12 protein-coding genes are annotated in these 14,244 nt (G+C 36.4%); 5 read left to right on the plus strand and 7 right to left on the minus strand.

Annotated elements, in window-relative coordinates; genetic code table 11:
* Positions 1-114: 114 nt before the first annotated feature.
* The 3 genes from MHI02_RS10925 to MHI02_RS10935 all read right to left on the minus strand — a co-directional run bounded on the left by MHI02_RS10925 (position 115) and on the right by MHI02_RS10935 (position 2,792).
* The gene (locus MHI02_RS10925) at positions 115-1,056 is read right to left on the minus strand and encodes an FAD:protein FMN transferase (protein ID WP_341165905.1); all 942 of its coding nucleotides are present in this window, start codon (positions 1,054-1,056) and stop codon (positions 115-117) included.
* Between the two features lie 88 nt (positions 1,057-1,144).
* Complete coding sequence (locus MHI02_RS10930) at positions 1,145-2,332, minus strand: NAD(P)H-dependent oxidoreductase (protein ID WP_060668863.1); 1,188 nt, start codon at positions 2,330-2,332, stop codon at positions 1,145-1,147.
* A gap of 19 nt (positions 2,333-2,351) precedes the next feature.
* Positions 2,352-2,792, minus strand: coding sequence for an NADPH-dependent FMN reductase (locus MHI02_RS10935; protein WP_341165906.1), 441 nt, complete (start codon positions 2,790-2,792; stop codon positions 2,352-2,354).
* 417 nt (positions 2,793-3,209) lie between these two features.
* Here MHI02_RS10935 and MHI02_RS10940 point away from each other — a divergent pair, with 417 nt between their 5' ends.
* Positions 3,210-3,845, plus strand: coding sequence for a lysozyme inhibitor LprI family protein (locus tag MHI02_RS10940; RefSeq protein ID WP_341165907.1), 636 nt, complete (start codon positions 3,210-3,212; stop codon positions 3,843-3,845).
* A 356-nt stretch (positions 3,846-4,201) separates the two neighbouring features.
* On the opposite strand, the gene MHI02_RS10945 is transcribed toward MHI02_RS10940, so the two are convergent.
* Complete coding sequence (locus MHI02_RS10945; RefSeq protein WP_047185097.1) at positions 4,202-4,630, minus strand: GlcG/HbpS family heme-binding protein; 429 nt, start codon at positions 4,628-4,630, stop codon at positions 4,202-4,204.
* 183 nt (positions 4,631-4,813) lie between these two features.
* The gene (gene fdhA, locus MHI02_RS10950) at positions 4,814-6,025 is read right to left on the minus strand and encodes a formaldehyde dehydrogenase, glutathione-independent (RefSeq protein WP_341165908.1); all 1,212 of its coding nucleotides are present in this window, start codon (positions 6,023-6,025) and stop codon (positions 4,814-4,816) included.
* 302 nt (positions 6,026-6,327) lie between these two features.
* On the opposite strand from fdhA, the gene MHI02_RS10955 reads away from it, so the two are divergent.
* Together MHI02_RS10955 and fdhD are read left to right on the plus strand one after the other, a co-directional pair.
* The gene (locus MHI02_RS10955) at positions 6,328-8,673 is read left to right on the plus strand and encodes an FdhF/YdeP family oxidoreductase (RefSeq protein WP_341165909.1); all 2,346 of its coding nucleotides are present in this window, start codon (positions 6,328-6,330) and stop codon (positions 8,671-8,673) included.
* A 15-nt stretch (positions 8,674-8,688) separates the two neighbouring features.
* A complete protein-coding gene (gene fdhD / locus MHI02_RS10960) occupies positions 8,689-9,489 on the plus strand; it encodes a formate dehydrogenase accessory sulfurtransferase FdhD (protein ID WP_060668860.1) in 801 nt (266 codons plus the stop codon).
* Positions 9,490-9,709: 220 nt separating this feature from the next.
* On the opposite strand, the gene cyoE is transcribed toward fdhD, so the two are convergent.
* Positions 9,710-10,639, minus strand: coding sequence for a heme o synthase (cyoE, locus tag MHI02_RS10965; RefSeq protein WP_341165910.1), 930 nt, complete (start codon positions 10,637-10,639; stop codon positions 9,710-9,712).
* Between the two features lie 696 nt (positions 10,640-11,335).
* Between cyoE and MHI02_RS10970 the strand changes: the two genes are divergently transcribed.
* Both MHI02_RS10970 and MHI02_RS10975 read left to right on the plus strand, forming a co-directional pair.
* Positions 11,336-11,845: a YfiT family bacillithiol transferase gene (locus MHI02_RS10970; protein WP_047185091.1), complete on the plus strand. Its 510-nt coding sequence runs from the start codon at positions 11,336-11,338 to the stop codon at positions 11,843-11,845.
* Positions 11,846-12,140: 295 nt separating this feature from the next.
* Entirely contained in the window at positions 12,141-12,917 is a 777-nt protein-coding gene (locus MHI02_RS10975) for an arylamine N-acetyltransferase family protein (protein WP_047185090.1), read from the plus strand.
* 72 nt (positions 12,918-12,989) lie between these two features.
* Here MHI02_RS10975 and MHI02_RS10980 read toward each other — a convergent pair whose 3' ends face one another.
* Positions 12,990-14,150 (minus strand): YkvI family membrane protein, encoded by a 1,161-nt coding sequence (locus MHI02_RS10980; RefSeq protein WP_204798616.1) that lies wholly within the window; start codon positions 14,148-14,150, stop codon positions 12,990-12,992.
* Positions 14,151-14,244: the final 94 nt, after the last annotated feature.

Genomic DNA, 14,244 nt, shown 5'->3' on the forward strand with positions numbered 1-14,244 from the left:
AACACGGCAACATAATTTAAACAAACATTCCCCTTATCCATTGGTAAGGGGTTTTTTCTTGTAACAGGGTATGCATAATATATTAGAGAAGAGGAGAAGTGTTCGAATTTTTAGTCAAATATAAGTTTCTATTAAATACGGCCTAAGCGATTCCGAATAATAAAGCTCCCCATCCTTCGTAACGACAATACCTGCTACGTCTTGTATTTGATTTAACGTATGAATGATTTGGCTAGGGGACTGCCCAAATAAGCGACTCGTCCATATTTCTCCATAGACTGATTTATTGGATACAATAGTTAAACCAGCAATTTTCGTTTGAATCGGATATCCAGTAGTAGAGTCCAAAATATGATGGTATGTTTTGTTATTCATCGTAAATGTTCTTTCGTAAACGCCAGATGTAACAACAGATTGATTGAAAGCTTTTAAAACGGCGATATAATTTCCGCGTGAAAGGAAGGGGTGTTGAATTCCGATTCGCCAGTAACCATCCTTCTGATTAGGAGAAATTCCATATGTCATGACATTTCCACCTAAATTAATTAAAGCGGATGTAGCATTCATCGCTTCCAAATCTTGAATAATGAGATCTGCAATAAATCCTTTTGCTAATGCACCTAAGTCGATAAACATTCCGGTATGTTTTAAAAAAACGGTTAGATTTTTATCATCCAGAATAATGTCCTTTGCATTTGTTTTGCTAAGTAAAGATTGGATATCTTGGTGTGATGGAACCTTTGCATCTTCAAACCCAATACGCCAAGCTTGAACAAGGGGACCAATGGCAATATTTAATGAACTATCTTCAGCCGTGCTATGTTTTTTACCTATTTTAATTAATTCGTATAAACCTGGATTTATTTTCACAGGTTGAATTCCTGCATTTTGGTTAACTTCCATTAGTTCTGAAGTAGGGTCATTCGCGCTAAAACGTTTCTCATACTCTTTCAATCGTAGAATAATTTTATCCAAAACGAATTCTGCATATTCATGTTGAATAGCTAAATGGATAACGGTTCCCATCATTTGTATGTCACGACTTTGCATTGCCATACTATCACCCTTTCCAGTTAGAAAAACAGCTCTAGCTATAAGATATTTGAACTAGACTCGAAAAAGAGGCCATCACGACCTCTTTTTATTAGCCTTTAACCGTTGCACTAGATACAGTATCTACTTTAGTAGTTGCCCCAGATACTGCATCAACATTGCCGCCAGTTAACTGTTGTCCTGTTTGTTCTAAATACCAATCAATCATCGGTTTAATATCTTGTACATATTCGTTGATTCCAAGATAATTACCATCTTCATCACGAATGGCCTGGTAGCTATGAACGACATACTTATCTGGTCCGTGTGTTGGTACATGGGTTCGTACAACATCTTGTTTCCCATTACGTAATTGTTGAATGACCCAAGCAACGCTACTAAAGGCTCTTTCTGGGTGACATTCTGCTAACGGATTTCCTACTTGTCCTGGTCTACGAGTTGCTAACATGTCTTCAGCTTCAAGCTTATGGTTATAGTATAAGAATTGATTATTACTATCCGCATAAGTTAATTCAGCAGGCATGGAATTTAAAAAATGATTTAATTGATTCACGGTTAAAATACCGCGATTTAATTTAACATAGGTATTGCCTTCTACCGCTTTCGTTGCTTTAGCAGCTTGTTCCACCCAGTCATCGGCTGACATGTCAATCCCTTCAATCGTTGTATCAATGGATCCTGTAGCATATAAATCTTCTGTACTTGATACATCTTTCATCCCTTCAGGAGAGTTAAGAACGTTGACAACGTTGATAAAGCGAATAAATTTCTTGATACAACTTTCTAGAAATTGGGTGGTTTGTGGATCTTTTAGGTTCTCATCTTCATCAAATGCCTTATGCACTTCCCCTAACAGAAATTCATTTCCCGGCATAACGACTGCATTCACACCAGGCGCATCTAATATTTGTCGTAAATGTAGTTGAGATCTTGAAGATCCCTGGACATCGTAAGAAGCCCCCACAATCATGACCGGTTTTCCATCAAGCGGATGGATTTTAAAGGATAACCATTCGATGACGCTTTGTAAGGCAGATGGGACGGAATGATTATATTCGGGTGTAGCAATAATAACGCCATCTGCTTCCGTAATTTTTTTATTAAAATGTTGAATGGGTGCACTATTTGTTTGATCATCGGATTGATTAAACATTGGAATATCTTTAATATCTAAAACTTCCACATCCACTAACGTTTTAAACTGCTTAGCGATAAAATTTAACAATAGACGATTATATGAAAAATCAGCATTTGATCCAACGATTCCAACGATTTTCATGTCTATACCTCCTAGTTGATTAATTACCCTCCCAAGAAAAGTTCTGTGGCATAATTCGTGCTTTCAATTCAGGCGCATCCAATATTTGTCGCAAATGTGCTTGTGAACGGGAAGAGCCTAATCTTCCATATGAGGCCCCAGTGATCATAACAGCTTTATCAATAAGTGGCTGCGACGTATAGGACAACCATTCGAGAGTGCTTTTTAATGTCGCTGGTATGGAATGGTTATATTCTGGCGTACTGATGATTACACCGTCTGCTTGCGTAATCTTATCCGCAAGTTTTTGTACTTCAATAGGCGCTTTCTTATCTGTTGGCTTATTAAAAGCAGGAATGTTCTTTATTTCACAAATTTCAATGTCAGCTTTATCCGTAAAATGTTTTTGAATAAATTGTAGCAATAAACGATTAGTGGAACTATCTGAGTTTGTTCCTACTATACCTATAAAATTCTTCATGTTATTGCTCCTTTCTTATGAAAAAAGTAATGTGAAATACTTCACAATTGAATCTTAATAGGTTTCGATAAAAAATACAAGATTAATATGTTACGAAAATGTTACAAGATAGAATTTCCTTTGGATGGCAGAAGTGGGGTAGTTTCGAATGCACTAACAGAGGCATGGTTAGATCAACAGCATGAGAAGGAATAGTAGGGCCTGAGGAAAGCAGAGTAATCATTTTCCAAGAGATAGTCCTTAACCATCTAAAGTAGTATAGGAGCGAAGATTAGACTATGAAAACTACAAAGTAAGATGCTAAAGAATAATAATGTTATGGAAAAATATGCTAAAATATTTTAGTATAATGATTTTTTTCTTAACTATGGTTTATTTAAATAAGTTTAAAATTAAAAAAGGAGGGAGAAGGTAGGGATGGAAAATAATAAAAAATTATTATTTACAATTGTTACTTTATTAATAGTCATATTAGCTGCTTGTGGAAACTCAAATGCTGAAGTAAATGAAAAATCGGACACCGAATTATCCGACGGAATGAATGATTCATCAAATACGGATTTAACAGAAAATACTGCAACCGAATACACCGATACAGACGCCAAAGATACAGAAACTAATGATACAAAAGAAAAAGTGGATGCATCAAACAATGCACCTATTAAAGAGGAGAGTATTTCTACTACCAATACTCCGGTGAATCTTAAGGAAGAGTATTTAACAAAATTGAGTGATGCTAAAAAGGAAACGGATGAAATGAAAGCAGAAGATTCATCAACGTACGCTATGAAAAAGGTGGAAAACGATAGGTACGATGTTTGGGATGAATTGTTAAATGAAGTTTATGAAGTTCTCATGGAGCAACTACCTACTGAAGAGGTGGACCATTTAAGAAATGAACAACGGGATTGGATAAAGTATAGAGATGATTCTGCCAAAGAAGCATCTCTAAAATATAAAGGTGGCACACAAGAACACTTAGAATATGTGGCTGTGCTAGCGAATCTTACGGAAGAAAGATGCTATGATTTAGTTGAGAATTATATGAAGTAATTTAGTTAAATATTATCATTAAAAAATAGTTCGTGTTCAGTGTGCCGATGGCTAAGATAATTAAATTGCCAGCCTGGTGATATACTCGAATATGAAGAAAAAACTGACATATAGCAAAAGCGATTGTTATATGTCAGTTTTAGTTATGGACTGTTCAAATAAACACGTTCGAATTGGGAATTTACCTAACATGGATTTCGTAATCAACCATATAAACGTTCAAAAAAGTTGGTTGAAAAATATGATGTTTTTTATAAGCACATCGCTAAAACAATTCTAGGATTCTTTTGATCAAACCTTATTATAAAATCACATCTGACCCTAGCTTATCAACCTATTACAAAGTGGGTTTTCTATTAATTACCTACACTAACCTTCAAACTTTCAAAAACATTAACCGCCGCTTGTGCTACTTGAATATCATGTTCTACACTACTTCCACTAACACCTACAGCCCCGACAACTTTTTCATTCTGAGTCAGTGGGATTCCACCGCCAAATAGTACAATTCTTCCATTATTTGTTGTATTCAATCCATAAAGTTCTGCATTCGGAACAGTCGCTTCAGCTAAGTTAGCTGTTGGCATTTTCAGTGCAACAGAGGTCCAAGCTTTATTTTGGGCGATTTCAACACTTGCAAGCCAAGCATCATCCATGCGATGGACAGCAATTAAATTTCCACCTTCATCCAAAACAGAAATGACCATTTGTATGCCGAGTCTTTTTGCTTCCTGCTCCGCACCTTCAATTAGCTTTTTTGCTACTTCTAAATTTAATTTACCCATGATTAAATTCCTCCCATCTAAAGTCAGTATAATTAACGGATTCCTGATCCTAAATTATCGGATTATTATATATGAATAACGGATTCTCGTATACGAGTCTCGAATGATTACATACGATTAACGAACTACTGTTTTACAAGATAACGATTTTTAAACTTCTTGATTGAATGCGATACAATTCTTTTATTTAATCAGGTTATGTGGATCAATAACGAATTTTCTTGATACGCCACCATCGAATTGTTTATAGCCATTCGGGGCGTCGTCTATGGAGATAACCGTTGCGTTAACAGCTTTCGCAATTTGTGCTCTACCACTTAAAATGGCTTTCATTAGATCGTGATTATATTTCATTACCGGTGTTTGCCCGGTTACAAATGTATGTGCTTTTGCAAATCCTAGACCGAAGCGGATTTTAAGTGTGCCTTCTTTTGCATCTGCGTCCACTGCACCTGGATCTCCTGTTACGTATAAACCTGGAATTCCTAATCGTCCACCAGCTCTCGTTATGTCCATAATGGAATTTAATACTGTAGCAGGAGCCTCGCCAGCATTTCTGCCATGTCCGCTCGCTTCAAACCCAACGGCATCTATTGCACAATCTACCTCTGGGGTACCTAATATTTGTTCAATTTGTTCTCCAAGATTATCATGTTCACGTAAATTCACTGTTTCGCAGCCAAAACTTCTTGCTTGAGCGAGACGTTCCTCATTTAAATCACCAACAATAACAGCCGAAGCTCCTAATAGTTGTGCGGAATGTGCAGCAGCTAAACCGACTGGACCGGCTCCAGCAACATATACCGTTGACCCAGTCTTCACTCCCGCACTGACTGCACCATGGTATCCAGTGGGAAAGATATCCGAAAGCATGGTTAAATCAAGGATTTTTTCCAATGCTTGATCTTTGTCAGGGAATTTTAATAATTGGAAGTCTGCGTATGGTACCATGACATATTCAGACTGTCCGCCGACCCAACCACCCATATCTACATATCCATATGCTGAACCAGGGCGATCGGGATTAACGTTTGTACAAATATGTGTATCTTGTTTCCTACAATTGACACAACGACCACATGCGATGTTGAAGGGAACGGATACGATATCTCCTTTTTCAATAAATTCAACATCTCTACCAACTTCAACGACCTGTCCTGTAATTTCGTGACCCAACACTAATCCACTTGGCGCTGTAGTACGTCCTCTAACCATGTGTTGATCACTGCCACATATGTTCGTTGAAATCACCTTTAATATGACACCATGATGACACTTTCTTCCGACATTAAGTGGATTGACTCCTGGACCATCTCGAAGTACTAAATCCGGATAACCAATATCCCTTATCTCAACTTCACCTGGTTTAACATACACAACTGCTTTGTTACTCACTAAAAAACCCCCTTAAATAAACTGTTATTAAAAACGCTTAAGTTCAATTTTTGTTTAAACCTATCTGTTCCATGAAATGTTTTAAATAATAACAGTTTTTAAGATATTTTGTTCCCACCATCAATATATATATCTAGTAGCTAAATTTAATAACCACTTTATGAAACTATCTTTACTTGATTAGGAGAATACTTCTTGAAAAAAAGAATAAAGAAGGAATTCTTCTTGACATTTGTATAGACTTTAACAGAAAAGAATGTTGATTTAGTAAATGCTATTTTATTAAATATGGAGGGATTGACGTGGGGGAAACAAAACACACTGGTCCAGTTAAACTACCAAGGAAACCTGATCCATCACTTTGGGTTAGTAAAGTTCCATTCGGTCTTGGGAAGGTGAAGCCACATCATATTCGGGATACCATGAAAGTAGTTTGGGAAAATAAAGATAATCTAAGGTTTGCAACGAGAATCCTTACACAAGGAGTTTGTGATGGATGTGCCCTTGGAGTATCAGGACTCAAGGATCAAACGTTAACAGGACCACACTTATGTACCACCCGCTTAAATGTCCTACGATTAAATACAATGCCTGCAATGGAGGAAAAATACGTACATGCGGATGTTGCTGATTTACGCAAAATGAGTAGTACGGAATTACGTCAATTGGGGAGAATTCCGTATCCACTTATTCGCAAACCAGGGGAAAAGAAATTTAGTCGAATCAGCTGGGATGATGCGTTGGATAAAATTTCGGATAAAATGAAAATGCTAGATCCGAAGAAATTCGCTTTTTATACAACGTCAAGAGGAATTACGAATGAAGTATATTATACACTAGGGAAGGTTTCCAGATTTCTTGGTACGAACAATGTGGATAACGCATCACGTATTTGTCATTCCCCATCGAAAACAGCATTATCTCGTTCGATTGGTGTTGGTGCATCCACTTGTAGTTATAAAGATTGGATTGGTACAGATGTCCTCGTCTTTTGGGGTTCTGTTGCTGCAAATAATCAACCAGTCTCAACGAAATATATGTATGCGGCAAAGCGTAAAGGTACGAAAATTATTATCATCAATCCATATCATGAGCCTGCCATGGACAATTACTGGGTTCCATCGATTGCGGAATCTGCTTTATTTGGAACGAAAATAGCGGATGATGTTTATCAAGTAAATATTGGTGGAGATATTGCTTTCATGCATGGAATCATGAAGCATTGGTTTACGATGGAGGAAAGTGTTCATGGCTCTGCAATCGATCATGAATTTGTCTCCAAGCATGTGAATGGACTGGAGAGTTTGAAAGAAAAAGTAATGGCTTATGAATGGGATCAGCTAGAAAAATCATCCGAATTAACGAAAGAACGAATGATGGAATTAGCTGAACTTCTAGCTAAATCAAAATCCGCGGTATTTGTTTGGTCGATGGGATTAACACAACATCGATTTGGTACGGATAATATATCACAAGTAGCCAATCTCGCCTTGTTAAGAGGTTTCTTAGGAAGAGAGCATTGTGGTTTAATGCCAATCCGTGGACACTCTGGCGTTCAAGGTTCAGGGGAAATGGGGGCAGATCCATTTGTCCTCCCTGGTGGTGGCATAGATGATGCAAATCGAAGCCGTGTAGAGACGATTTGGGGGTTTGAAATTCCAAAATGGCAAGGCGATATTGTTGGTGTTTCTTTAGAGAATGCCCTTCTTCCAGACGATCATGAACGAAAACTTGAGCTCTACTATTTATCTGGTGGTAATTTGCTGGAAACCATGCCCAATCCTGATTTTGTGAAGCAATGTTTAGAAAATATAGATATTCGTGTTCATCAGGATATTATTTTTAATACGTCGACACTTGTAGATGCAAAGGAAGCAGTTATTGTATTGCCGGCAATGACGCGATATGAGCAACCGGGCGGAGGTACATCTACTTCTACAGAAAGGATGGTATATTTTTCTCCGGAAATAAAGGGACCACGTATGGAAGAAGCAAGAGCAGAGTGGGAGATTTACGTTGACCTTGCCAAAAGGGTAAAACCAGATAAAAAACATTTGATTGACTTTAAGGACCCATTTGAGATTCGAGAGGAAATAGCAAAGGCAGCACCAAATTATGATGGAATTCAGCATATGCAAAGCAGAGGATATGTCTTTCAATGGGGTGGTTTATGGTTATGTGAAGGTGGAATATGTCCAACACCAGATAAAAAGGGAAATCTCATTACCGTTGAGATACCTGAACTTCGTAAGCCAGAAGGACACTTTTATGTGACATCAAGACGTGGAAAACAATTTAATTCTATGATTTATCATGAAACGGACCCATTTAACGATGCAGACCGCTATGATCTCCTTCTAAATGAAAAAGATGCAGCAGCATTAGGTATAAAAGAAGGCGATCCTGTTGTCGCTTTTAATCAATATGGTACATTTCATGGCCGTGCAAAATTTGTAGAAATTAAAACAGGAAATGTTGAAGTACACTGGCCAGAAGGAAATGCACTGATACCTAAAGGTGTCTACGAAAAATATGCAGGGATACCGGAATACAATACGGCTGTTATCTTGGAGAAGGCGGAAACATATTTTGCACATAAAGATACGAAATATGCAGAAAAGAGAGTAGAGGAGCTTGAGATGGATTAGGTTAGGTGAAATAAAATGAATAATAAGAAGGAGAATGGGTGGGAGGTCATACGATTTAATGGAGATTCAAAGTCCACCCAGCAAGAAGAGGTTGCAATCGAAAAGCCTTTTACCATTATGCTCAATGGGGAGGAGTTTGCGACTATTGTATGTACGCCAACGGATCTACAGGATCTCATCGTTGGATTTCTTGCGGCAGAAGGGGTTATCCGTTTCTATGATGAAATAAAATCAATCTCCATTGATGAGAAACTTGGATTTTCCTACATTCAATTAATAAAGAATTTAGACGGTTTACAATTGGATCACTCCAAACGGTTCATCGGTTCTTGTTGTGGAAAAAGTCGACAATTTTATTTTAAAAACGATATTAGGACAGCAAAGACCATTATGAGTCAACTAATAATCTCAGTGAGACATTGTTTCCAATTAATGAATGCACTTCAAACAAAATCCAAACAATTTATTAAAACGGGCGGAGTGCACAATGCTGCACTAGCAACACAGGATGAAATTATTACCATCCGTTCTGATATTGGTAGACATAATGCGTTAGATAAGCTATATGGGCATGTTATCCAAAATAAAATTAGGCTTGGTGATAAATTAGTTGTTTTTAGTGGTAGAATTTCTTCAGAAGTATTACTGAAGGTTTCTAAAATGGGAGTGGGAATCCTTATTTCTAAATCAGCACCGACTGATCTCGCATTACAACTAGCAGATGATTTAGGTATTACAACCATTGGTTTTGCACGTGGAAATCGATTAAACATTTATACGCACCCTCATCGAATTATGGAAGCAAAAAATACGTGAAGAAGCCTAATTGGTGCTTTTCCAAAAGACGGAGAAGCGCCCTTTTTGTGAATTTATTAACGGGCAGTTTAACGAAAAAAGTAACCAAGCAACAATAATTTAATACTTACCATTCCAATAAGGAAAAAACGAGTGCTCCTTGCATTTAAAGGTAAATTATTTAACAAGATGTAGAATAAAATGGGGAAATCCTCCTTAATGAAGGATTTCCCTATCATTTTTAATCGATGATTGGTGAAGTCAAAATAATCATTGCGAATGATAATAAAATTAAATAAATTAAAGAATAACGTAAATTCATCTGTGCCCATTTCTTCACATCTTTAGCTCGTGGTCCTTTCAACGCAAGAATAATCCAACCAATGGTTAAGAAAACAGCAAAGACAAGGAAAAAACAGCCTAAAGAAGCAGTCAAAAAGAATGGGAATGGTAACAATGCAATAACATAAATTATAATTTGTCGAATGGTGACATCAACACCGTAAACAACTGGTAGCATAGGCACCCCGGCACGTGTATAATCTTCCAACCTTTTTATAGAGATTGCGAATGTATGTGGAACTTGCCAAATGAAAAGAATACAGAAAAAAACGATTGGAACGATGTGACTTGCTGGCGCTATCGCTGCCCAACCAATTAAAGGTGTAAATGCTCCGGAAACACTACCTACTATTGTATTCAAAGTAAATTTTCGTTTTGTCCAAAATGTATAAAGAACAACATAGACAAACCAGCCTAAAAATGAATAAATAGCTGCTTCAAGTGTTGTAAATAGCATGAAAACTAGTCCAATGATCGATGTGATGATTCCCGACCATAAAACTGCTTTTAAAGAAAAATTCCCATTAACTGTCGGTCTATTTTGTGTACGAACCATTTTTCTATCCAAATCGACTTCATACCAATTGTTGAGAATTAACGCTCCAGAAATGACAAGTGTACTGCCAAACATGGTTAATAGAAAAAGGCCCCAATGATCAATAAATTGTTCCCCATTAAAATAAAGTGCTAACCAATAGGCTGTAAATACAGGCAGTACATTGGCTACTAACACTTTACCTTTTAATAAATATTTGATATCAATTAATAAGCTAAGGAATTTAGAAGAGCTCCCCGCTGTTGTCTCCGATAGTAATTGTCCGTTTTTCATAAATATCCCCTATTTTTATCGTGTTTAAAGTGAATGAAATAATACAAATACTGTTTAATTATACCATGAAAGATTTATCCTATTGTGACCAAAATTTGAAATAATCGTTTCAAAAAGTTAATGGAACTTTTTAAAAACGAGGGGGAATTAAAATAAAATTATTTTTCGCCACATTACTTATATTGTTCGGTGCATTTTTGATCGGGCTAAGGACAGTACCGTTAATGTAAACGATGAGTACAGTAGGATATAATAGTACAAGTATGAAATAGTATGAAAGAGAGTTGATTTTGATATGGATACTCAAGTAACTACGAAATTTAAAATATATAAGTCAGCAAATGAGGTGTTTGAGGCTTAAAAAAAGATGACCCTGAAATAGTGAATAAAATGTTAGGACAAAAAGAAGGTTGGGTATATGTGTTATCTTGTTTAAAGGGCTATTTAGAAAATGGAGTTAATAATTTGAGAGCATCACTAATTCATTAGTAAACCAACTAAAAAATAGTCATTTAGTTTTTTTAGAAACAAATATGTTAGTATAAAGTTATCAGGAAATTAAGCTAATTAGCAGAATGTATTCGTTGCCTAGTTTTTTACATTTTGCGGAAGATTACAAGAACTAAGTAGATTAGGTATATTAAACGTCAATACATAAATATAATAAAATAAAGAATAGGAAAAGGGGGATTGAAAATGGATGTAAGAGAACCAATTGGCAAATTACAAGTTCCCGAAAAAGTAACTTTCGAAAATATTCAAGAATGGTTAAAGCAAATCGAAACATACACGATTCGATTAAGAGAAACAGTCGACTCATTAAGTGATGAGGAATTAAGCAAAACTTATCGTGATGGTAGCTGGACAGTTCGTCAATTAGTTCATCATATTGCTGATTCTCAGTTGAACATGTATCAACGTTTGAAACTGGCTTTAACGGAAGAGAGTCCAACAGTACCAGCTTTTGATGAAGAAAAGTGGGCTATTCAACCGGACACAAAACTTCCCGTAGAATGTTCTATAAAAATGTTGGAAGGCATAAATGAGCGCATCGTATCTTTAGGTCACCATTTAACCGAAGAGCAATTAAATCGAACTTTTGTTCATCAGGAAAATGGTCCAATAACGGTTGCAGCAAAAGTTGCAAAATTAGCATGGCATGAAGAACATCACTTAGCCCATATAAAAATCGCATTATCAAAATAACATACTATTCATGGAATTGGTTTATCAAATCTCGATAAGCCAATTTTTTGAAATCAAGAAAGAAAATTGATAGTTTCTATGAAATAATAAAAACTGGAAATTAAACTGCACTACAATGATGTTATCGTATATGTTTCGGCAATCCATCTCTGAAACACAATAATATAAAATATAAATTACGCTTTATATGTAAAGAAAAGTTGTTTTAATAATTTTCTTATCCGGCTCCAGTGCCCAGCGACTTCCGAGACACAAAACGGGCGCCTAAGCCTTTGTTCTTATTGGAGTGATTTTTATGTGTGAATTGAATAGCTTATTTCGTAAAAGAATCGGTATTTCCCAAAACAAGAATATTACTTTTGAAAAGTTGGATTATATTCTTGAACAAACGGCAATAAATATCCCTTTTGAGAATTTATGTATTATGGAGAATAAAATAAGTGATATCAATAAAGAAAACTTAATTAATAAAATACTAGTCAATAAAGAGGGAGGTCTTTGTTATGAATTAAATTCGATTTTCTACTTTTTCTTAATCGAAAATGGATTTGACGCATCCCTAGTACGTGGAGTGATTTACGATAATATCAATGAAACGTATTCAACCATTGGAAGGACTCATGTTGCAATTCTTGTAACCCACAAGAACCAAACATACTTAATAGATACTGGATTTGGAGGAAATTTACCATTAAAACCCGTTCCTATCACTGGGGAACCTGTCACATCCAATAATGGAGAATTTCGAGTGAATAAAGGGGATAGTGAGTTTGGGAATTATGCACTTGAAATGAAATTAAAACATAAGGACACGAATTGGAAAATTGGATATGCTTTCGATTCTAAGAAGCTTATCAACGATGTATCAGAATTTAATGAAATTCAAACAATCATCGCCAAGCACCAAGAATCTCCATTTAACAAAAAGCCTTTAATCACTCGACTGACTTCTACGGGGAATTTAACTTTAACCGATACTTCCTTCACACAATGGATAGATGGAATAGATACAAAAGAGGAAATCGATCATGCTAAGTTTAAAGAACTATTGAAAAAGCATTTCGGGATATAATTTAAGTAATAAAAGGCTACCTCACCAATGGATGATTAATAGTAGCCTAATGGAGGAGTGGATCTATTTCGTTTAATCTATTGTATTTTCAGACGTTTGAGCTTTATGTCCTTTTATAATACGGTAGAATCCGATTACTAACAATGGTAGTCCAAATACAACTAACATGGCATATCCTAGGATTGTATAACCAGTTCCAACAAGGTCATTGATTCCGACACTGGACAGCATGGCGGAAAGGACAAGGATAATAATTGCAATGATACCGTTCATTCGCCTAGTCATTGGCTGCTTTCCAACTTCTTTAAGATTAGAGTTGATCCGGTTGATAAAGGCGTGAATCAGCCCTGTTGCGGTTTCAATCAAGGTCCAGCCAACGACAACACCAAATATGATGGCAATCCATACGCCATATCCATTAAGCATATGCAGCCATGGGACCTCCGCATTAAATACTTGTTCATTCGGATAATAGCCCATCAGAGCAACGTAAGTCAAAAACCACGGAACGGTCATCATTGTCCCAGCAATGATGGCACTAATTAACGTATCTTTCATTGTTTTTTGCCTACGGAGTGTAAATAATGCTGCTGGATAAACAGCAAGGTTGTAACCAACATAGATAATACCTGCCCAAAATACAGATCCCATTGAAAAGTTAGTAACAAAGCTTGTATCACCTGATGCAAAGACTTCTTTGATTTCCCCCGATGTCGATGAAATGACAAGGATGGCAAAAAGAATGTAAGCACTAAATAATGCAATAGTACCAATCGTTTTAAAGCGTTCAATTATATTTGCACCGTAGAAGTTTAAAAGTCCAGCGATAATGGCAATAATCGCGACTCCTATCCAATAATTTAGTCCAAGAGTGCTGTGAAGGATAGATCCGGTTGCAGCGATAACGATAGAAATCATTAAAACAGCCAGTAACAAATAAATAATATCAAATAAAAACCAAAAAGGACCTAAAAGCCGTTTTACCATACTTCGATAGTCATACGCTCGAAATCTACGTGCGATTTCAAACATTAAAAATGCCATTAACGCAAATCCGATTATAATAATTACTCCCGCAATCCAGCCATACGCACCAAATCTAGCCCCATATTGAACCACCTCTCGTCCAGTTGCATATCCACCTCCTATTAACGTGGACTGTAGGACGATTCCGGGCACCATGTATCTGCCAAATGCCCCTTCAAAAAAGCCTCTATTTTCTTTACTTGCCACTATACTCGCCCCAATCATTCTGTTTTTAGAAAATTATTAATATTTATGTAGGAAAGGGGACGGTTATGACTTGTATATTTTTTGATGTTATAAA

Origin of the sequence: Oceanobacillus sp. FSL K6-0118, from assembly GCF_038006665.1 — a bacterium.
GTDB lineage: Bacteria > Bacillota > Bacilli > Bacillales > Amphibacillaceae > Oceanobacillus > Oceanobacillus caeni.